Below are 20,314 nucleotides of genomic sequence, written 5' to 3' on the forward strand. Positions count from 1 at the left end.
TTTCCGGTCCGGTCCGGTCCTATTCGCCCTCGACGGTAAAGCGAGTGAAGAACCCGCTCTCTACGGCATCGGGAATTTCCGCAGTGATGCCGTAGTCGCCGGGCTGCAGGTTGACCCGGAAATAGCCTGTCGCGCCTTGCGGCATGTCGTGAATCCCGCCCACGAACTGCGCAGGTGCCGGGGTCTGCTGGCCGTCGATCGGGAAGAAGTCGGGCCAGGCCGCTGCCGCCTCGACATCGGTATCCTCGTCGATGCGGAAGAGATGTGCATCGTGCCCCACGAAATCGTTGTAGCGGCGCTGCTCCGCGAAATTCACGCGCACGGAATTGTCGCCGCTGACGAATGCACCGCCAGCGATTTCGTAGCCATCGTTGGTGATCGTCAGCGTCACGTTGGCGTCGGGCTCGGCCATGCCGCCGTCTTCGGCGAGCACCGTGAGGGGGAAGACCATCCCGAACTCGCCCGGCACGGGATTGTAATTGTGCTGAATGCCATTGGTCTTGACGTAGCATTCGACAATGTAGTTGCCCGGCTCGAGGAACATGGTGGCTTCGCCGGTGACACCGTCGGACATCATGCCCGGCCCGCCAAGCCAGACCAGGTCGGCCACCCAGGCCGGTATCGTCGCAGAAATCTCGGCTGCCGTCTCAAAATCACCCGCGATGGCAGCCGTGAGGCTCGCCTGGATCGGTTCCACCACCAATTCGTCGACCATCTCCGCGGTGATGCCGTCAGGCAGGCGGTAGACCAGCGCATGGTGCGTCATGCCCCCTTCGTTGATGACGCGGATGGTGGTCCAGCCCGAGTTGATCGTGTCCGGCCCGGTGAAAGACAAGCCCTCTACTTGCAGTTCGAGGACATTGGGCTGCGGCACCTCGACCTGGTCGGATTCGGAGGTCGACTCTGAAGAACAGGCCGACAGGCCCGACGCCAGTGCGAACGCGATTACGAAGTGCTTCATGCTGCTTGTCCCCCAGACCGGCAACCGGTGGCAGAAGCAGAGCATGGCAGGACGGATCGTTCAAGGGCAGGCACGCCAAGCAGCTTGGCTACACTCCCCATTGTTCGGAACGCTTGTTCCGTCCCGCCACTTCGCCAGTGAATTATCCCCCAGCCAGCAGGCTGGCGTTGCCGCCCGCCGCAGTGGTGTCGATGGTGGTGACCCGCTCGGTGGCGAAGCGGGTGACATAGTGCGGGCCGCCGGCCTTGGGGCCGGTGCCCGACAAGCCCTCGCCCCCGAACGGCTGGCTGCCCACCACCGCACCGATCTGGTTGCGGTTGACGTAGAAGTTGCCCACCCGCGCGTTCGCCTCGACGAAGCGGCGCGTCTCGTCGATGCGGCTGTGCAGCCCCAGCGTCAGGCCGTAGCCGGTGGCGTTGATGTCATCGAGCACTCTCGCCATGCCGCCCGCCGGGTAGCGTGCGACATGCAGGATCGGGCCGAACTGCTCCTCGTCGATGTCGAGGATCGATGACACCTCGATGATCGTCGGGGCGAAGAAATGGCCGTTCTCGCATTCCTTAGGCATCGACCGCCGCCAGACCGGGTAGCCCGCCTCGTGCATTTCCTGCACGTGTGCCTGCAGCTTGGCGCGGGCTTCGGCATCGATCACCGGGCCGACATCGGTGGCGAAGTCGGCCGGGTCGCCGATCACCAGTGCCTCGAACGCGCCCTTGATCATGTGCAGCATCTCGTCCGCCACGTCGTCCTGCAGGTAGAGCACGCGCAGTGCCGAACAGCGCTGGCCCGCGCTCTGGAAGGCAGAGGCCACCACGTCGCGCGTTACCTGTTCGGGCAGGGCGCTGGAATCCACGATCATGGCGTTCTGGCCGCCGGTCTCGGCAATCAGGGTGCCAATGGCGCCGGGCCGCGCGGCCAGCGAGCGGTTGATGGCATGGGCCGTGGCGGTGGAACCGGTGAAGGCAACCCCGGCGATGCGCGGATCGCTGGTGAGCGCAGCGCCCACAGCGCCGTCGCCCGGCACGAATTGCAGCACATCCTTGGGAATGCCGGCCTCGTGGCACAGGTCAATCGCGAGCGCAGCGATCAGCGGGGTCTGCTCGGCCGGCTTGGCGAGCACGGTGTTGCCCGCGGCCAGCGCCGCGGCGGTCGGCCCCATGAAGATGGCCAGCGGGAAGTTCCACGGGCTGATGGTGGCAAAGACTCCGCGCCCGTGCAGGCGGAGCAGGTTTTGCTCCCCCGTGGGGCCGGGCAGCGGCTGCGGCGCACCGAACAGCATGCGTGCCTCGCAGGCGTAGTAGCGCAGGAAGTCGACTGCCTCGCGCACTTCCAGCACGGCGTCCATCATGGTCTTTCCTGCCTCGCGGCGGCACAGGTCCATCAGGCGCGGGGTGTTCTCTTCCAGCAGGTCCGCCGCCTTGATCAGCAGCTGCGCGCGAGCTTCACCGCCCAACGCGTCCCACTCTGGCTGCGCCGCGACCGCGCGGGCGAGCGCCAGGTCGATGTCGCGCTGGCTGGCGGGCATGTATTCGCCGACGACCTTGCCCGATTGCGGGGCGTGGACGGGGATCAGTTCGCCGTCCACCTCTGCGCGCAGGGTGGGGTGAGCGACCGGATGATCCTTGCGCCACACCGCCAGGCACTTGCGCAGTTCCTCCAGTTCGGGCGGATGGGCGAGGTCGACACCCAGCGAGTTGCGGCGGTTGGGATAGATGTGCAGCGGCAGCGGGATCGCCGGATTGCGGCGCGGGGTGAGCGCGGCCAGGTCCGCCACCGGGTTGGTGACCAGCTCTGCCACTGGCACCTCGGCATCGGCCATGCGGTTGACGAAGCTGGAGTTGGCGCCGTTCTCCAGCAGGCGGCGCACCAGGTAGGCGAGCAGTTCCTTGTGTCCGCCGACGGGGGCGTAGATGCGCACCGGCGTGCGCTGGGCGCCCTCCATCGCGGCGAGCGCGGAGTAGATGTCCTCGCCCATGCCGTGGAGGCGCTGGAACTCGAACTGCTTGCTGCCAGCCAGCGCCTTGATCGCGCCGATGGTATAGGCATTGTGGGTGGCGAAGGCGGGGTAGATGGCATCGTCCGCCGCCAGCAGCTCGCTGGCGCAGGCGAGGTAGGAGACATCGGTGCCCAGCTTGCGGGTGAAGACCGGGTAGTCCTTGTACCCGCCGACCTGCGACAGCTTGATCTCGGCATCCCAGTAGGCGCCCTTGACCAGGCGCACGAACAGCTTGCGATCATGCTTGCGCGCCAGTTTGGCGGCCCAGCGGCACAGCGGAACGCCGCGCTTCTGGTAGGCCTGGATGGCCATGCCGAAGCCTTCCCAGCCCTGCGGCGTGCCATCGTCGAACAAGTCGTCGTCGGCCACCAGCGCCTCGATGATATCAAGGCTCAGTTCCAGCCGCTCGGCCTCTTCGGCGTCGACGGTGAAGTGGATGTTCGCCTCGCGCGCCTGCAGCGCCAGATCGCGCACGATCGGCACCAGCGCGGCAATCGCCGCCTCGGCATGGAAGAAATCATATTTCGGGTAGAGCGCGGAGAGCTTGACCGAGATGCCCGGCCCGGTGTGAACATCGCCCGGTTCCTTCGCCAGCCGCGCAATCGCGCGCTCGTAGGCCTGGCGATATTTCTCGGCATCCTCGAAGGTCATCGCCGCCTCGCCGAGCATGTCGAAACTGTGGGTCAGGCCCCGCTTCTTCTCCGGCTTGGCGCGGTCCATCGCCTCGTCGATGGTGCGGGCGTAGACGAACTGGCCGCCGATGATGCGCATGGCCTGGCTGGTGGCCTTGCGGATCACGGGTTCGCCCATGCGGCCCGTGGCGCGGCGCAGCGCGTTGGCGAGGCCCTTTTCCTGCCGCGTGCCGCCCTTCAGCACTTCGCCGGTCAGCATCAGCGAGAAGGTGGCGGCATTGACGAAGACGCTGCCCGATTCGCCGACATGCTCGGCCCAGTCCTGCGAGGCGACCTTGTCGCGGATCAGCGCGTCGGCTGTTTCCTCGTCCGGCACGCGCAGCAGCGCTTCGGCGAGGCACATCAGGGCGATGCCTTCCTCGGTATCGAGCCCGTAAGTGGCCAGAAAGGCGTCCAGTCCGCTGGATTCCTTGCGGCGCGCGTCCTCGATCAGCTGCGTTGCGGTGGCGGCAGCATTTTCGTGGACATTGGTGATCGCACCAGCCTGTTCCAGGCGCAGTTCGAGGCAGGCTTCCTCGTCCTGCCGGTAAGCATCGCGCAATGCGGTTCTATCGAGAGCCATGCGGCGCACTTGCACATGGTAACAAGGGTAATCAAGTGAAGTCGCATCGCAGGCGGGGCGAGGCGAGTTAACTGCGCGTCAGCCGGGCACCCACTGGTAGCGATAGGCGTCGCCGTCGACGTGGACGTGGCCCGCGCTGGTGCCGCGGAAATGCGCCGGCAGGCAGAGCAGCTGCTCTTCCGCCGCGCGGCGCAGGATACGCTGCCGGGTGACGCTGGCCTCTGCCGGATCGGCATCGAAGGCGAAGGGCAGGTCCGGACGGATCAGCTGGATCGGATGGTGGATCACGTCCCCCCAGAAGATCGCTTCGCCGGCATCCGCCTTGCCGTGGATGGTGCAGCAGCCGGGCGAGTGGCCGAAGGCGGGTTCCAGCCACACGCCGTCACCGATCTCGCGGTGCGCGACGTGGTTCTCGTCCACGATGATGCCCTGGCCTGCATCCATCACTGGGACGATGGAGTCGATGAAGCTGGCGTGGTGGGCTTCCTCGCCCGGCGGTTCCTGCTGGAAGTATTCGTAGTCGCGGCGGCCGAAGAGGTATTTGGCATTGGGGAAGGTGGGCATCCATTTCCCGTCCTCCAGCCGGGTGTTCCAGCCCACATGATCGAAGTGCAGGTGCGTGCACATGACAAGGTCGATGTCCTCCGGTGCGAACCCGGCGCGGCGCAGGTTGCCCAGATAGTCGGTGTCCAGCTGGTGCACCGCTTCCACCAGCCGGTCCTTGTGATTGCCGTCGCAGGTGTCGACGAGGATGGTCTGCCCGTCGACCTCGATCACGAAGGAATGGATCGACAGCGTCATCAGCGAGCTTTCGGCGTCCTTGCCGAACTCGCCATCGCCAAGGTCGAACCAGCTCTGTAGCCGGGCGATGTCGGCGGGCGTCACGCCGGGCAACTGCTCCTTCATCGGCGTTGGCGATTCCATCTCCAGCACCTTGTGGATGCGCATCCGGCCCAGCGTGATTGGCGGCATTGTCCTCTCCCCTCGGACGCGATCCTAGCCTCGCGGCGGCTGGCGCGCTAGGCGCTGCGCGATGCGGATCATCTTCTCTCGCAAGGGTTTCGACAGCGCGGCGGGTGGCGGCCCCTCGCCGATCGTCGATGGGCGACCGCTCAGCCTGCCGATCCCCGCCAATGGCGAGCTGTCGCGCACGACCTACGGCGACCTGGGCCTGGGCGAGCATGCCTCGAAGGCCAGCCGCGGCAAGCTGGGCGCGGCGGACCTGTGCCATCACGACCCGATGTTCCGCGAGAACGGCCGCGCCCTGCTGGGCCAATGTGGCGCGGCGCAGACGCACCTGGAGCGGCAAGGCGTCACCGAGGGTGACTGTTTCGTCTTCTTCGGCCTGTTCCGCGCCGAGGGCGGGGCGCCGCACCACCGCGTGTTCGGCTACCTGAAGATCGAGGAGGTCGTCCCGCTGGTCGACGCGCCGCCCACCCGATTGCAGGAACTGGCCGCGATTGGCGTGCCGCACGCGATCGGCCTGCATGCGTCTAACGACGTCGTCTATGCCGGGGAAGGACGCACGGCCAGCCGTGCGCATGACACCCTGCGCCTGACCGTCCCCGAAGGCCCGCCGAGCATGTGGCGCGTCCCGGAATGGTTGCACGAAACGGGGCTGAGCTATCACCACAAGCCTGATCGCTGGCATGCGGATGGCCGCCTGCAGAGCGTCGCGCGCGGACAGGAATTCGTGGCCGACGTGGGCGAGCGCAAGGACGCCCGCCAATGGCTGGACGAAACCGTCGCGCTGATCGCGGGCTAGCCGGCCGGCTGGCTTTCGTTCGGCTTGTTCAGCGCGTTGATGCCGGCATGGACGCGCGCCTCGATCTCTTCCCGCGGAAGCCCCGGTTCGATGGGCTCGCCGAAATGAATCGTCAGGGTGCCGGGCCGCTTCAGGCCGCGCTGGTACAGCGGGCCGCTGTCGATGGCGACGGGCACCACCGGCAGGTTCAGCAGCTTGTAGAGGGCGGCAAACCCCGCCTGCAGCGGCGGGCGCGTACCATGCGGGACGCGGGTGCCTTCGGGGAAGATGACGATCGGACGCTCGTGCTCCAGCAGCGGCTTGGTTGCGCGGATCATGCTGCGCAGCGCCTTGGCCCCTTCCTGCCGGGCGACCGGGATGACCCCGTAGTTGCGCGCCGCCGTGCCCCAGCCGGGAATATCGAACAATTCCTGTTTCGCGAACAGCGCGGGAAATTCGAACATCGTCGGCAGGTTGATCGCCTCGAAGAAGCTCTCGTGCTTGATCGCGTAAAAGGCGCGCGAAGTCGGCTGCTGGCCGGTCTCCACGATGGTGATCCCCAGCAGCCTGCGACAGGCCCAGTGGTGCAGCTTCGACCAGGTGTCGGGCCAGAAGCGGATGCCCGATGGCGCGATAAAGGCAGCCAGCACCGCCCCCGTCACGCAGATGATCGAGCCGAGATAGAATACGGCGTAGAAGGCAATGTTGCGAAGGTAGATCACCCGAGGGCCTGTAACGTCCAGACAGCAATAAGCTTGTGATATTCCAGAAATAGCGTGCCGAAGCTAGCTTCCGAGCGAACGGCATCGCGGGTGACGCTGACGGTGTCGGGCAGTTGCTCGCTGAGTTCTGCGGCGGCGCGGCGCATGTGCCAGTCTGCGGTCACCAGCCGGATCGAGCTGTAGCCCCGGTCCTCCAGCCACTCTGCCGTCTCGCGGGCATTGCCCCGGGTGTCGAGCGCGGAGAAGCCAAGCGTGACGCAGCAGTTCATCACCCGGTCGGGCACATCGAACTGCGCCTGGAATTCGCCCGGTTGCACCGTGGTGTCGACGCCGGTCACCAGCATCTGTTCGGCAGCGCCGACTTGTAGCATTTCCAGCCCGCGCTGGATGCGTCCGCCGCTGCCGGTCGGCACGACGATGGCATCAGTCTGCGACTGCGGCGCAGGCTGGGGCAGGGCGATGGCGAACCACAGGAAGCCCAATGCCCACAGGATCACCGGAACGGCGATGATGCGGCGGATCATAACATCCTCCGCAAGGCACCGACGACGGTCAGCCGCGCGGTGAGCATGGCCAGGATCACGCCCGCCACCGGTACGGCACCGATCACCAGCCAGTCGCGCGTCGCCAGCGTTCCCCCGGCGACCAGGCCCGATCCCAAGGCGGCAAATTGCTGGCCCAGCACGAAGATCGCGCCGATCCCAAGCGCCAGCCCGGCCACGCCGCCCAGCGCGGCGTCGATGCCGATGGAACGCTGGAAGATGCGGGCGATCTGCCCGTCGGTTCCACCAAGATGGTGGATCACGTCGATGGTGTCGCGGTTGGAGCCGAGCGCGCTGCGCGCCGCCAGCCAGACGGCGGCCACGCTGGTGGCGGCCAGCAGCACGACCAGGCCGATGGCGAGATATTGCAGCGAGCGGATCGCGTTGAACACCGGTGCCAGCCAGCCCGCCTGCGCGTCTAGTCTTGCGGAAGGCACCTCGGCCACCAGTTCGGCGCGCAATTCGCGCAGGCGCAAGGCCGTGACGGGACCGGATAGGCGCACGTCGATCAGCGCGGGCGTGGGGACGGCGGCCTCGCCGGTGGCCGCTTCACCCAGCCATGGCTCGAGCAGTGCGGCAAGCTCGGCATCGGGCACGCGGCGGACCGAGGCGACATCGTCGCGCGCGGTCAGGAAAGCGACCGCCTGTTCGGCCTGCCGCTCGCGCTCAGCCGGCGCGCCCTCGACAATCTGGACCGTGATGCCGCCGGCGATCTCCGTCCGGGCATTGGTCGCGACATTGTGGAGCGCGAGGCCCGCGCCGGCCGCCATTACCGTCAGCGCGATCATGATCGCCATGACCCACGGCATCGGGCCAGCGATGCGCGCTTGCGGCAACATGCGCGCGCTTTCGCTGCCGAAGCGCGGTGCTCCACGGCGGATCAGTCCTGCAAGTGCCATCAGGCCATCACCTCGCGCTTTGGCGGGTAACGCAGAGCCCCCGTGGGGTCGGACAGCGTGCCCTTGTCGAGCCGCATGATCAGGGAATCGGGCACCTTGCGCAGCAGGTGGACGTCGTGGGTGGCGACCACCACCGTGGTGCCCAGCCGGTTCAGCGCCTCGAACAGGCGCAGCAGCTTCACTGCCATATCGGGATCGACGTTGCCGGTCGGTTCGTCGGCCACCAGGATTTCCGGTCGGGCGATAACCGCGCGGGCAATGGCGACGCGCTGCTGTTCGCCGCCCGAAAGCGTGGCAGGGCGGGCATCGATGCGGTGCTCCAGCCCGACCCACTCCAGCATGTCGGCCACCGGTTTCTGGATCTCGTTCTCGCTCATGCCCGAAATGCGCAGCGGCAGCGCGACATTGTCGAAGGCGGTAAGGTGCGGGATCAGTCGGAAGTCCTGGAACACAACGCCGATCCGGCGGCGGAAGTCCGGCAGGTTGCGGCGCGGCTGGGTGATCAGATCGTGCCCGAACATGCGGATGGCTCCGCGCGACGGCCGCTGGGCGAGGTAGAGCAGCTTCAGCATCGAGGTCTTGCCCGCGCCGCTGGCGCCGGTGAGGAAATAGAAGCTGCCGGGATAGAGCGTAAAGGAAATGTCGCTCAGCACCTCTTTGTCGGTGCCGTAACGCAGCCCGACATTGTCGAACTGGACAATTGAATCCTCGTGGCCGCTCATGGCCGCTAGCTAGGCGCTCTAGATGACGACGGGAAGGGTAAGCGAGACATTCACCATGCTTATATGCGCTGGTGCTTGTGGAAAAAAGGCGGAACTGTGCCCTTGATACGGCTGCGTTAGCTTGCCCTTGCGTGCATGCGAGGCGTAGGAAACTGCGGTAGTTACGATGATTATCCAGTGTCCCGCCTGCTCGACGCGCTATGTCGTGCCCGATACCGCCATCGGCGTCGAAGGCCGAACCGTGCGCTGTGCCAAGTGCCGGCACAGCTGGTTCCAGGATGGCCCGCACGTGCCCGGCGCGCCGGGAGGCGAGGCCCCGGCGCCGGCGCCTGCTCCGACACCCACGCCGACGCCGACGCCGCCTCCGGCAGCAGCGCCCGCCCCGCCACCGCCACCTCCGCCGGAGCCGGTTGCGGAAGCGCCGGTAGCCGAGCCGACACCTGCACCTGCGCCAATTGCTGAGCCAGAGCCGGCCCCGGAACCCGTCGCCACCGAGGAGCCGGAAGAGGAGCCGTTGCCCGACCTGCCGCAGGCGGACAGCGAGGTTGCCCCGCCGCCGGTGGTCGAGGAGCATGAGCAATACGAGGCTGAAGGGTCCTATTTCGATCCCGACCCGATGTTCCGCCCGCGCCGCAACCCGCTGCGCATGTGGACCTGGGCGGCGGCCATCTTCGCCATCGTCGCGGCAGGGACGATCTTCGCGGTCAGCTATTGGGGCCTGCCGGACTGGGTGCCGGTCGAACGTCCGACCTTCGCCGCCGACCAGCCCGACCTGCAGCTGGATTTCCCTCCCGAAGAGCAGGAACGCCGCCAGTTACCCAATGGTACCGAGTTCTTCGGGGCGAGCGGACGCATTACCAATATCGGCACCCAGACGCGTGACATCCCGACCATCCTGATCGTCCTGCGCGATAGCCGCGATGCCATCGTCTACAGCTGGGAAGTGCCGCCGCCGCAGCGCACGCTGGCGCCGGGCGAGACGGTGACCATCAACGAGGCCGTGACCGATATTCCCCGCCGCGCGCGTTTCGCCGAATTCGGCTGGAAACCCGAGTAGCACTGCCGCCGCGCAAGTCGCGATTTCATCGCTTGCAGCACAGGTGCCTTCTTGCTAGGGGCGCGCTCCTACCGAGGCGGGCCGCTGGCCCGCCCTTCTGTATCGATGTGCGGTCGTGGCGGAACTGGTAGACGCGCAACGTTGAGGTCGTTGTGGCCGAAAGGCCGTGGAAGTTCGAGTCTTCTCGACCGCACCATCATTTCTCCGAAAATCTGACATTCCGGGCTGTCCCCGCGGCGGGGCGGGCTGGTCGCAATTGCGCTCAGGCGCTGGCGGCGCGCGGGCCGCGCAGTACCTGTCAAAGGTGGCCTGAAATCGCCTCGCTACCGCGCCGGTCAATTCCGGGCGATTTGCGGTCGACGCAAGATCGTTGCTTTCGTGATTCCCGTAAATGACTGCTTTGCTTGAGTTTGTTGATCCTAATCAATGTTAGTAACGTCCGTGACGGTCAAATAGCCCTGCCTAATGTGCGGAGTCTCGCACGCGGAAGACAGGGAAGGAACTCACATGAAGACCCGGATTCGATCGACCTTGACGACAAGCGCTTCGGTGCTGTCGTTGTGCATCGCCAGTACGGCGCTGGCCAACGGGGGAACGCAGACCGTCGTGCCCGGTGAAGACCTTCCCGCCGATGCCACGCTGGAAGCCGGGGAGACGTTGGAGACCGGTGTCACGACCACCGGATCGCCTTCCGCCGAGTCCTTCGTGATCGATGTACCCAGTGGCACCTTCACCCAGCACCTGATGGTCGAGGACGAGGATCACGATCACACTGTCACGGTGCAGGCGCTCGAGCCCCCGCTTTCCCTCAGCCTGGTCAATGACGGCACGCTCAGCATCATTGCCGACTCCACCGCGGTCTCGGGCGAGGGGACTCCGGCTTCGGCGGTCGCCTATGTCGAAGATGCGGTAAGCCAGATCCTGACCGCACCCGAAGCCGACCTTGATATCTATCTTGCCAACAACGGTTCGCTCACGGTCGGTGCCCTGGCCTTGGCGCAGGGCAATGACGGGCAGTCGGCCACTGCCAATGCCGAGGTCGACGGCGCCTTGCACCAGGAAGCCACGGTCGAGGGCGGCGGCAACGGTACCGCACAGGTGACCGGGGTAAACACCGGCACGTTCGAAACCTTTGCCGATGCCACGGCTACCGCCGACGGCGAAGCAGTTGCCACCGCCGATGTGCGGGAAGCGCTGTTCATGCGCGCGCAGGCCAATGGTGCCGGCGATGGTGCGGTCAGCACCGACTACAGCAATTCGGGCAGCGTGACGGCCTGGAGCAGTGCGCTGGCTACCAGCAACGATGCCGATGCCTATGCCCAGGCTACCACGGGCGGCGGCGAGCACGGCCTCGTGCATGTCCGCGGGGCCGCCAACGGCGTCGGCCTCGATTCGGCCGATGTCACCTTCACCAACGAGAGCGGCGGCACGTTCGACGCGATGGCCACTGCCGTGGCCACTGCGCCGGGCTTTGCCGAAGCCTTCGCCATTGGCGGCGATGCCTTCTCCGGCGAGCACGACGAAAAGGGTGGCGGCATCGTCATGAAAGCCCAGGCCAGCGGTCAGGACGACGGCACGATGACGGTCACGCTGGTCAATGACGGCGCGATGTCCTTCGCCTACAATTCGACGGCCACGTCCACCGGCATCCCGGTGCCGGATGACACCGCGACAACGCAGGATGTGATCCCGGACAATAGCGGTGCCCTGGCGGTCAGCTACGCCAATGGCGCGATCCACCAGATCGTCGAGGCCGGCGGACCGGAAAGCTTCATCGGCCGCACCGGCGTTGCCAGCATCGACAACGGCGGCAGCCTGAGCTTCAACGCCTCTGCCACCGCCACCTCTGTCGCCTTCAGCGAGGCCGTTGCCTTTATCGGCGGCGCCGTCGTGCAGCAGGGCGAGATCAGCGGAGAAGCGACGCTCGACTTCGGCAACACCGGCGATTTCTCCGTCGGCACCAATGCCGTTGCGGATGGTGCGGTCGGCCTCGCCTATGCCGAAGCCATCGGCGTGGTGCAGGAAATGATCGCCACGGTCGGGGCCAATTCGGTCTTCGGCAACGGCGGTGATTTCGCCGTCGATGCAACGGCAACTGCGACCGGCACCGAGGGTGCCTTTGCCGGCGCCGAAGCCATCGGCTTTACCGCGACTGCCGAACCGCTGGCGATTTCCGCCGACAATTCGGGAACCTTCACCGTAACTTCGACTGCCACGTCGGATGGCTTTGCCGAGGCATTCGCCGGCGGTCTCGGCTTCTTCGCCGACATCGACCCGACGCAGCTGCCGCCCGATGAGGGTTCCGGCCACGGCGGTGGCCACGGCGGCGGCGGCGGCCAGGGCGGCGGTGGCGGCGAAGGCCATGACGGCGATGAGCCTGACGATCCGTGGGAAGCCTGGACCAACGCCCTGTCCGGCACCGTCGTCAACAGCGGCACGATCGACGTGACCGCGACCGCCACCGGCGGAGACCTGGCCGGCGGCATGGTGATGACCACGCAGGACGTTGGCGAGCCCAACGCCTTCGCAGAAGCCATCGGCCTCTATTTCGTCTCGGTGTCGAACAACGTCGCGCTCACCAACTCGGGCACGATCAGCGTGTCGGCGGTGACCGATGGCGGCGTCTCCGAGGCGACCGGCATCCTTGTCGAAACCTTCGAGGACTCGCCGCTGGTACCGGGTGAGATGGACCTGATGTCGATCACCAGCGATGGTGGCACCATCATCGCTCGCGAGAGCGTGGATGGCGGGGCGACCTGGCAGCACGGTACGGCGATCGACGTGCAGGACGCACCGGTTCCCGTCGCGCTCGCCTTCTCCGGTAGCAGCCACGTCTATGGCGACATCCTGCTGAGCGACGACGATACGATCACCGTTGCCGGTGGCACGCTGTTCCTCGACGGCACGGTGAACCCGCCGGAAGAAACCAACGGCGTCGACTTCGACACCATCACGGCCAGCATCGATCGCGACATTATCGCTGCGGCCGGTCCGGTCGGACCACTGGTGGGCAGCCTGTCGGTTGCCAGCGACGGTACGCTGCACCTGGCAGACCAGCCGAACAACAACCCGTCCTACAGCGGCCCGTCGTCGGTCAACGTCGACAGCTTCTCCATCGCGAGCGGCGGTACGCTGGCCCTGCAGCTGCCCAGCTCCACGATGGCGGCGGACGCTGAGGTGGCATACCCCTATGTCAACGCCAACACGGCCGACATCGACGGGGCGAACCTGGTCCTCGACGTGAATACGCCGAACGGCCTGTTCGATGATCTCTATGTCTTCAACGACATCATCGACGCAGTGTCGCTGTCGGGTGCCTTCGCTTCGGTGACGACGGATACCGGCTCGATCTTCCTCGATCCGGCGGTCACCTATGACGATGCCGACAATGTCGACCTGTCGCTGACGCGGATCCCCTTCGGTGACTCCGGCTTCGGGCTGAACCCGAACCAGCAGTCGGCCGCCAACGGCATCGAGGGCGTCTACTCCCCCATGCTGACCGGTGACTTCGCTGACATGCTGGCCGAGATGTTCCTGATGAGCGATGTCGGCACCTACGGCTCGGCACTCAGCAGCATCCACGGGGCGCAATATGCGACCTACCTCCAGTCGCTCGGCTGGATGGGTGCCCGCTTCAACGGCCTGTTGTCCGACATGGGCGGCTGCGCCGCGCTGGAACTGGCCGACGGCACGCTGTCCTGCCGCCGCGATAGCAGCGTCGGCATCTGGGCGACCGCCAACTATGCCAAGGAGGACATCGACACCGATCCGGCACAGGATGCGACTGGCCTGAATGGCGAGCAGCTCTACATCGCTGGTGGTTTCGACTTCACCGTCGGTGAGCACGGCGTGATCGGCCTGGGCGGTGGTTACGTCCAGAACGAGGCCGAGTTCGACCTGTGGGGCGGACAGCTGGATGCGGACGGTTTCCAGGTCGGCGGTTATGCTGCCTACGATCCGGGCACCTTCTACCTCCGCGGTGCGGTCAGCTATTCCGAGCTGAGCGGCGATGCCACCCGCACGATCGTGGTGGGCAACATCACCGGTGCGGCCGTCGCGCAGCCCGATGCCAACATCTGGGCCGCCGGCGCGGAGATCGGCTATCGCCTGCCGCTGGGTGAGGCAACGCTCACGCCCTATGCCGCGCTCGACTATGTCTCGGCCGAGCTGGAAGGCTTCACGGAAAGCGGCCCGACCGGCGGCAACCTCGTCGTCTATGATGCCGAGGACGACTATGCCACCGGTGAGGTCGGCCTGAAGCTGGGCCTGCCGATGGGCGACTTCTTCCCCGAAGCGCGCGTCGGCTGGCGTCACCAGTTCGAGGATGCCCCGACCAGCTTCCTCGCCTCCTACGCCGCGCAGCCGGGGTCGACCTTCTCGATCCTTGGCCCGCAGCGTGACGAGGATGCCATCACCGCGGGGCTGGGCCTTGCCTTCGGGCTGGGCGAGAATGCCTCGCTGCGCCTCGATTACGAGGGCTGGATCGGCGACCAGCACCAGGTGCACTCGGGCGGGCTGACGCTGCGGATCGGCTTTGGTGGCGAGGAGCCGGCTCCCCCGCCGCCGCCCCCGCCGCCTCCGCCTCCGCCGCCTCCGCCTCCCCCGCCGCCGCCCCCGCCGCCGCCGCCTCCCCCGCCGGCACCGGTGTGCGAGCAGGGTCCCTACATCGTGTTCTTCGATTGGGATAAGTCGGACATCACGCCGGAAGCAGCCACGGTGCTGAACAGCGCGATCACGGCCTATGGCGACTGCGGTACCGCTGCCATCATGCTGGCCGGTCACACCGACCGTTCGGGCAGCGAGGAGTACAACATGGGCCTGGCGGCACGCCGCAACGCCTCGGTGCAGGACTACCTCACCGCACGTGGCGTCCCGGCAGCCCGCATCTCCACCGAGGCTTTCGGCGAGAGCATGCCCCGCGTGCCGACCGCCGACGGTGTGCGCGAACTGCAGAACCGCCGTGTCGAGATCACCTACGGCCCGGGATCGGGCATGTAAGCGCTCTCAGCACGCGCCAAGATGGAAGGGCCGGGAGCGATCCCGGCCCTTTTGCTTTCGGAACCTGGCCCGGCTCTTGCGGGTTTATCGAGCAAAGGAGATACATGATGATTGGCAAGCTAATCGGCGCCGGTGTTGGCGCTGCGCTCAGCAAGGAAACCCGCAAGTTCGGCGGTGCGACCGGAGCCGTACTCGGGGCGCTCGCCGTGCCTGTGGTCAGCCGCCTGCGCCTACCCGTGTTGCTGGCACTGGCCGGTGGTGGCTACCTGGCGAAGAAGCTGTCGGACAAGGGCAAGGCCCCGGAAGACCCCTCCGCAAGCACCTGACACGGGCCAGAAATTCGCAAATGTGAAGAGCAGTCCATAAAGGGCTGCTCTTTGCATCTGGGCGCTGGACTCGCAGCCCATTCGACCTAGTCTCCCTGCCCGAGGGGAGAGACATCATGAAAGTTGCACGCCGTTCTTTGCTGGTGGGCGGGGCCGCCGCCGCTGCCGGAGCCGTCACCGGTCCGGCCATGGCGCAGGGTTCCGCCAGCTCGTCTGCCGAGCCCTGGGTGGAGGAGACGCCCATCGTCGCTACGCGCGAGCAGCTCGAAGCGATCTGCGATGCTTATTGCGCGGCGCTGGTGGCGGGCGATCCCGCACGCGCACCGTTCCACCCCGAGTGCATCTTTGCCGAGAACGACCAGGTGCTGCCGTTGGGCGAGGCCGCGTGGAAGACGACCACGCGTTTCGGCAGCTACAAGCACTACTACGCCGATCCGCAGCATGGCGAAGTGGGGCTGGTCGCGAACAGCTACGAACAAGGTGGCGGCTGCGTCTTCGTGCTGCGGCTGAAGGTGGACGCGGACCACCGCATCACCGAGGCTGAACAGTTCATCGCCCGTGATCCCAACGGTGCCGCCGCCTACGAACGGCTGGGCGCGCCCGACCCGGTCTGGCTGGAGCCGATCCCGCCTGCCCAGCGGCAGAGCCACGAGGCACTGCAGGCGGTCAGCTGGATGTATTTCCAGGCCCTGGAGCGCAACGACGGCGCAGGCGTCTACCCTTTCCGCCCCGATTGCGAGCGGATCGAACATGCCCGCCCCACAGTGGCCCAGCCACAAGTGGAGAATTACGGCCATTCCGATGCCACCACCCGCTTCATCACGCTGGAGGCCAAGGCGCAGTACGAGCTGGGACTGATGGCCTTCGTCACCAAGATCCGCGACCGCAAGACGCTGGTGGTGGACGTGGAGCGCGGCGCGGTGCTGGGCAGCGGCTTCTACGATTTCGACGGCGCGCTGGAGACGATCAACTTCGACGACGGCACCGTGTGGGACTTGCCGCCCTACTTCCGCACGCCGCGCAGCCACCATGCGAACGAAGGCTTCAAGATCATCAACGGCAGCTTCCGCTATGTCGAGATGACCTTCATCGAAGTGCCTTTCGGCACCCGGCACGTCTTCCCCGGCAGCAGCATGACGGTCAGCCTCGACTACACGCCGGCCAAGCCCGCTGCGCAGCCGGCACGCGTGGCCACCCCGGCAGAGCACGACGCGCTGACCGACCGGATTGTCGACGCCATGGCGCGCAACTGCCCTTGCGACCTGCCGCTGGCGCATGATGCGCGTTACACCGAGAACGGCGTTCCGGTGAAACTTGGCACCGGCAACTGGTGGACCTTCGACGGCAAGCGCGACTGGCAGGTGCACCTTGCCGATCCGGCAAGCGGGCAAGGCGGCTGGATGGGCGCGATCGACGAGCGCGGCCTGTTCGCGCAGATGGCGCTGCGCTGGAAGATGGTCGATGGCCTCATCACCGAGCTGGAAACGGTGACGGGCCGCCCGCAGGCACCCTCGCAAGGGCGCGACCTTGCGGAGGCGACCTACACCATGTTCTGGCCGCCGCTGGTGCGCGACGTTCTGGCCGAGGGCTACACCGGCACGCCCGACGTGTTCCGCGCGCCGACCCCGGCCGACCGGCTGGCGCTGGAAAGCGCGGTGCGCGACATGGAAGCGACCGGCAATGACCGGGTGAACGGCCATGCGGTGGACGACCTTGCCGCCCTGCATGCAGGCCTAGTCTATGGCGGGATGCGCCCGTGGCTGGTGGACGAGGCGCGCGGCCTCGGCCTCGGCCTGTCGCTGTGGTCTAATTCGGGCGTGGGCAGCTTTGCCGAAGAGCACCGCCACCCGCGCTCCTCACCCTGGACGGACCTGCACGCCCGGCTGGTGAAGCTGGCGCACGGCAACGCTGCGACGTCGGAGGAACTGGTGGTGCGCGTCCCCTTTGGTCAGGGAAGCGGTTGGGACGGTTGAGAAGCCAGCGGCTTCGCTTGAACCGAATCGGCGGGGTTCCTAACTCGGTCGCTCCACCAGCGAATCGAGACGTTACATGACCACCCATCGCACCCGCATGCTCATCATCGGCTCCGGCCCTGCCGGCTATTCCGCCGCCATCTATGGCGCGCGCGCGGGGATGGAGCCCATCGTCGTGCAGGGCCTGCAACCCGGCGGCCAGCTGACCATCACCACCGATGTCGAGAACTATCCCGGCTTTGCCGACGTGATCCAGGGCCCGTGGCTGATGGAACAGATGCAGAAGCAGGCCGAACATGTCGGCACGCGCATGATGTGGGACACCATCGTCGAGGTGGACCTCGAGGGCGGCAGCCCCTTCCGCGCCGTGGGTGACAGCGGTGACGAATACATCGGCGACGTGCTGGTGATCGCCACGGGCGCGCAGGCCAAGTGGCTGGGCGTGCCCGGCGAACAGGAACTGGGCGGCAAGGGCGTTTCAGCCTGCGCCACCTGCGACGGGTTCTTCTATCGCGGCAAGAAGGTGGCCGTGATCGGCGGCGGCAATACCGCCGTGGAAGAGGCGCTCTACCTTACCAACCATTCCGACGACGTGACCTTGATCCACCGCCGCGACGAGCTACGCAGCGAGAAGATCCTACAGGATCGCCTGTTCGCCAACGAGAAGATCACGCCGCTCTGGAACAAGACCGTCGAGCGCTTCGTGGCGGGCGAGGACGGCAAGCTGCACCACCTCGAGCTGGTCGATACCGTCACCGGCGAGAAGTCGACGCTGGAGTGCGACGGGGCCTTCGTTGCCATCGGCCACGCCCCGGCGACCGAGCTGTTCAAGGGCAAGCTGGAGATGGATGCGGGCGGCTACCTGGTGGTCGAACCCGGCACGCCCAAGACTGCCATCCCCGGCGTCTTTGCCTGCGGCGACGTGATGGACCACACCTATCGCCAGGCGGTGACGGCGGCGGGCACCGGCTGCATGGCCGCGCTGGATGCCGAACGCTTCCTTGCGACGCTGGAACACGCCGCCAAGGAAACCGCCGCGGCGGAGTAGTTCTTACTCGTGATCGTGGCGGCCGAAGTCCGGCCGTGCGTCGTCCTGGCCTTGCTCGACGATCCGGCGACGGATCGCGCGGGTCTTGCTGAACAGGTCGAACATGGTTTCGCCGTCTCCCGCGCGAATGGCTTCGCGCATCAGGGCGAGGTCCGACAGGAAGCGGTCCATCATTTCCAGCACCGCCTCGCGATTGTTGAGGAAGACATCGCGCCACATGGTTGGGTCTGATGCGGCAATGCGGGTGAAATCGCGGAAGCCGCCGGCAGAGTACTTGATCACCTCGCCCCGCGTCACCTCTTCCAGGTCGCTGGCGGTGCCGACGATGGTGTAGGCGATCAGGTGGGGGATGTGGCTGGTAACGGCCAGTACCAGGTCATGGTGCTCGGCATCCATGATCTCGACGGTCGAGCCCAGCGCTTCCCAGAACGCGGAGAGTGCCTCCACCTTGTCGGCGGGCGCGTCCTCCGACGGTGTGATGATGCACCAGCGGTGGTGGAACAGCGTGGCGAAGCCTGCTTCCGGACCAGATTGCTCCGTCCCCGCGACGGGGTGGGCGGGGATGATCGTGTGACGTGGCAGGGCCGCGGCCAGCCCGCGCGACACGGTCAGCTTGGATGAGCCGACGTCGCTGATGACCACGTTTTCCCCCAGGCCCGGAGCGACGGCCGCCGCCGCGGAGCCCATGGCGCCGACCGGCACGCAGAGGATGACGAGGTCGGCCCCGCGCACGGCATCGGCGGCGTTTTCGCTGACCGTGCCGACCAGACCCAGCTCGCGGGCCTTGTCGCGCACTTCGGGATCGGCATCGAAGCCGCTGGTGGCGACCCCGGGCAGGTGTTCCTGCACGGCGAGGCCGATCGAACCGCCCAGGAGGCCGAGGCCGATGATGGCGACGTGGTTGAAGCTCATTGTGCCGCCTCGCACAGCTGGCGCAGCACGCTGGCGACTTCGTCCATCTGCGCGTCGGTGCCGATGGTGATGCGCAGCGCCTGCGGCAGGCCCTGTCCCGGCAGGTGGCGCACGGCATAGCCGGCATCGGCGATGGCGGCCTGCGCCGCCTCGGCGCTTACGCCACCTTCGAACAGCACCAGCACGAAATTGGTCTCGCTCGGCACGACCGAGAGGCCGTGGTTGCCCAGCGCCTCCACCGCCGCGACGAAGGCGGCGCGGGCCCTGGCATTGTGCTCGCGGCTACGCTCCACGAAGTCCTGGTCCGCCAGTGCCGCGACGGCAGCGCGCTGGCCGCTGCCGGTGACGTTGAAGGGGCCCCGGATGCGGTTCAGGGCGTCGACAAGGTGCGGCGCGCCGGTCGCCCAGCCGATCCGTTCGCCGGCAAGGCCGTAGATCTTGGAGAAGGTGCGGGTGACCAGCACGTTCTCGGCGCTCGCCGCCAGCTCCATCCCGCCATCGTCCATCCCCGGCGCGACATATTCGGCATAGGCCTGATCCAGCACGAGCAGCACATGCGGCGGCAGGCCCGCATGCAGGCGCTCAACTTCGGCGCGCGGCATGTAGGTGCCGGTGGGATTGTTCGGATTGGCGAGGAAGACAACCTTGGTGGTCTCGTCCACCAGCTTCAGCAGGGCATCCACATCGGTGCCGTAATCGGCGTCCGGCGCAACGACCACCTCCGCCCCGCAGCGGCGCGTGGCGATGTCGTAGACGGAAAATCCGTAGCGCACGTGGATGATGCTGTCGCCCGGCCCGGCGAAGGCCTGCGCGGCGAGGTTCAGCAGTTCGTCCGATCCGGTGCCGCAGACAATGCGTGCAGGGTCGATTCCGTGCAGCTCGCCAAGGGCGGCGCGCAGCTGCGTCGAGTCCGGGTCGGGGTAGAATTGCGGCTGGCCCGTGCCCTCCAGCGCCGCCAGCGCCTGCGGCGATGTGCCCAGCGGGTTTTCGTTGGCGGACAGCTTCACCAGCGGCTTGCCATCCGCTGCCTTTGCCTTGCCAGGCACATAGGCATGGATTGCAGCCACATAGGGCTTCATCACGGGGCGGTCGGAGGCGCTTTCCTTGGTCACGGAAAGGGCGCATAGCGGCCCTTAACGACGATTGACAGCCTGCAAAGC

Annotated in this window: 15 protein-coding genes and 1 tRNA gene; 7 read left to right on the top strand and 9 right to left on the bottom strand. The window is 66.7% G+C overall.

The window, feature by feature from the left end; translation table 11 throughout:
• Positions 1–19: 19 nt before the first annotated feature.
• The 3 genes from OZN62_RS10795 to OZN62_RS10805 all read right to left on the bottom strand — a co-directional run bounded on the left by OZN62_RS10795 (position 20) and on the right by OZN62_RS10805 (position 5,183).
• Entirely contained in the window at positions 20–961 is a 942-nt protein-coding gene (locus OZN62_RS10795; RefSeq protein ID WP_269099728.1) for a hypothetical protein, read from the bottom strand.
• Positions 962–1,103: 142 nt separating this feature from the next.
• On the bottom strand, positions 1,104–4,211 hold the full coding sequence (gene putA / locus OZN62_RS10800) for a bifunctional proline dehydrogenase/L-glutamate gamma-semialdehyde dehydrogenase PutA (RefSeq protein ID WP_269099731.1): 3,108 nt from the start codon (positions 4,209–4,211) through the stop codon (positions 1,104–1,106).
• A gap of 78 nt (positions 4,212–4,289) precedes the next feature.
• A complete protein-coding gene (locus tag OZN62_RS10805; RefSeq protein WP_269099733.1) occupies positions 4,290–5,183 on the bottom strand; it encodes an MBL fold metallo-hydrolase in 894 nt (297 codons plus the stop codon).
• A gap of 61 nt (positions 5,184–5,244) precedes the next feature.
• Between OZN62_RS10805 and OZN62_RS10810 the strand changes: the two genes are divergently transcribed.
• Positions 5,245–5,976, top strand: coding sequence for a hypothetical protein (locus OZN62_RS10810; RefSeq protein ID WP_269099736.1), 732 nt, complete (start codon positions 5,245–5,247; stop codon positions 5,974–5,976).
• Here the strand turns inward: OZN62_RS10810 and OZN62_RS10815 are convergent.
• Genes OZN62_RS10815 through ftsE form a run of 4 tightly spaced genes read right to left on the bottom strand, consistent with a single transcriptional unit; the run spans position 5,973 to position 8,840 of the window.
• Entirely contained in the window at positions 5,973–6,677 is a 705-nt protein-coding gene (locus OZN62_RS10815; protein WP_269099738.1) for a lysophospholipid acyltransferase family protein, read from the bottom strand. The genes OZN62_RS10810 and OZN62_RS10815 overlap by 4 nt on opposite strands.
• The gene (locus tag OZN62_RS10820) at positions 6,674–7,201 is read right to left on the bottom strand and encodes a YdcF family protein (RefSeq protein WP_269099739.1); all 528 of its coding nucleotides are present in this window, start codon (positions 7,199–7,201) and stop codon (positions 6,674–6,676) included. The genes OZN62_RS10815 and OZN62_RS10820 overlap by 4 nt, the downstream gene beginning before the upstream one ends.
• Positions 7,198–8,118 (bottom strand): cell division protein FtsX, encoded by a 921-nt coding sequence (locus OZN62_RS10825; RefSeq protein WP_269099740.1) that lies wholly within the window; start codon positions 8,116–8,118, stop codon positions 7,198–7,200. Before OZN62_RS10825 ends, OZN62_RS10820 begins: the two co-directional genes overlap by 4 nt.
• Complete coding sequence (ftsE, locus tag OZN62_RS10830) at positions 8,118–8,840, bottom strand: cell division ATP-binding protein FtsE (protein ID WP_269099741.1); 723 nt, start codon at positions 8,838–8,840, stop codon at positions 8,118–8,120. Before ftsE ends, OZN62_RS10825 begins: the two co-directional genes overlap by 1 nt.
• Before the next feature lie 166 nt (positions 8,841–9,006).
• Between ftsE and OZN62_RS10835 the strand changes: the two genes are divergently transcribed.
• The 6 genes from OZN62_RS10835 to trxB all read left to right on the top strand — a co-directional run bounded on the left by OZN62_RS10835 (position 9,007) and on the right by trxB (position 18,242).
• Positions 9,007–9,897, top strand: a complete 891-nt coding sequence (locus tag OZN62_RS10835) for a zinc-ribbon domain-containing protein (RefSeq protein ID WP_269099742.1) — start codon at positions 9,007–9,009, stop codon at positions 9,895–9,897.
• 109 nt (positions 9,898–10,006) lie between these two features.
• Positions 10,007–10,093, top strand: a tRNA-Leu gene (locus OZN62_RS10840).
• Positions 10,094–13,551: 3,458 nt separating this feature from the next.
• On the top strand, positions 13,552–14,895 hold the full coding sequence (locus tag OZN62_RS13975; RefSeq protein ID WP_269102163.1) for an autotransporter domain-containing protein: 1,344 nt from the start codon (positions 13,552–13,554) through the stop codon (positions 14,893–14,895).
• A 104-nt stretch (positions 14,896–14,999) separates the two neighbouring features.
• Positions 15,000–15,221 (top strand): hypothetical protein, encoded by a 222-nt coding sequence (locus OZN62_RS10850; RefSeq protein WP_269099743.1) that lies wholly within the window; start codon positions 15,000–15,002, stop codon positions 15,219–15,221.
• Positions 15,222–15,337: 116 nt separating this feature from the next.
• The gene (locus OZN62_RS10855; protein WP_269099744.1) at positions 15,338–17,194 is read left to right on the top strand and encodes a hypothetical protein; all 1,857 of its coding nucleotides are present in this window, start codon (positions 15,338–15,340) and stop codon (positions 17,192–17,194) included.
• 76 nt (positions 17,195–17,270) lie between these two features.
• A complete protein-coding gene (gene trxB / locus OZN62_RS10860; RefSeq protein ID WP_269099745.1) occupies positions 17,271–18,242 on the top strand; it encodes a thioredoxin-disulfide reductase in 972 nt (323 codons plus the stop codon).
• Positions 18,243–18,245: 3 nt separating this feature from the next.
• Here trxB and OZN62_RS10865 read toward each other — a convergent pair whose 3' ends face one another.
• Both OZN62_RS10865 and hisC read right to left on the bottom strand, forming a co-directional pair.
• Positions 18,246–19,154 carry a prephenate/arogenate dehydrogenase family protein gene (locus OZN62_RS10865; RefSeq protein ID WP_269099746.1) on the bottom strand — a complete coding sequence of 303 codons (909 nt, stop codon included), beginning with the start codon at positions 19,152–19,154 and terminating at the stop codon, positions 18,246–18,248.
• On the bottom strand, positions 19,151–20,233 hold the full coding sequence (gene hisC / locus OZN62_RS10870) for a histidinol-phosphate transaminase (protein WP_269102164.1): 1,083 nt from the start codon (positions 20,231–20,233) through the stop codon (positions 19,151–19,153). Before hisC ends, OZN62_RS10865 begins: the two co-directional genes overlap by 4 nt.
• Positions 20,234–20,314: the final 81 nt, after the last annotated feature.

The organism is Aurantiacibacter sp. MUD11 (assembly GCF_026967575.1).
In the GTDB taxonomy this organism is placed as follows: domain Bacteria; phylum Pseudomonadota; class Alphaproteobacteria; order Sphingomonadales; family Sphingomonadaceae; genus Alteraurantiacibacter.

Coding starts and splice junctions, on each gene's coding strand:
- OZN62_RS10805 (WP_269099733.1), bottom strand. CDS start 5,183: ATGCCGCCAATCACGCTGGGCCGGATGCGCATCCACAAGGTGCTGGAG.
- OZN62_RS10810 (WP_269099736.1), top strand. CDS start 5,245: ATGCGGATCATCTTCTCTCGCAAGGGTTTCGACAGCGCGGCGGGTGGC.
- putA (WP_269099731.1), bottom strand. CDS start 4,211: ATGGCTCTCGATAGAACCGCATTGCGCGATGCTTACCGGCAGGACGAG.
- OZN62_RS10865 (WP_269099746.1), bottom strand. CDS start 19,154: ATGAGCTTCAACCACGTCGCCATCATCGGCCTCGGCCTCCTGGGCGGT.
- OZN62_RS10795 (WP_269099728.1), bottom strand. CDS start 961: ATGAAGCACTTCGTAATCGCGTTCGCACTGGCGTCGGGCCTGTCGGCC.
- OZN62_RS10825 (WP_269099740.1), bottom strand. CDS start 8,118: ATGGCACTTGCAGGACTGATCCGCCGTGGAGCACCGCGCTTCGGCAGC.
- OZN62_RS13975 (WP_269102163.1), top strand. CDS start 13,552: ATGGGCGGCTGCGCCGCGCTGGAACTGGCCGACGGCACGCTGTCCTGC.
- OZN62_RS10850 (WP_269099743.1), top strand. CDS start 15,000: ATGATGATTGGCAAGCTAATCGGCGCCGGTGTTGGCGCTGCGCTCAGC.
- OZN62_RS10835 (WP_269099742.1), top strand. CDS start 9,007: ATGATTATCCAGTGTCCCGCCTGCTCGACGCGCTATGTCGTGCCCGAT.
- OZN62_RS10855 (WP_269099744.1), top strand. CDS start 15,338: ATGAAAGTTGCACGCCGTTCTTTGCTGGTGGGCGGGGCCGCCGCCGCT.
- trxB (WP_269099745.1), top strand. CDS start 17,271: ATGACCACCCATCGCACCCGCATGCTCATCATCGGCTCCGGCCCTGCC.
- hisC (WP_269102164.1), bottom strand. CDS start 20,233: ATGAAGCCCTATGTGGCTGCAATCCATGCCTATGTGCCTGGCAAGGCA.
- OZN62_RS10820 (WP_269099739.1), bottom strand. CDS start 7,201: ATGATCCGCCGCATCATCGCCGTTCCGGTGATCCTGTGGGCATTGGGC.
- ftsE (WP_269099741.1), bottom strand. CDS start 8,840: ATGAGCGGCCACGAGGATTCAATTGTCCAGTTCGACAATGTCGGGCTG.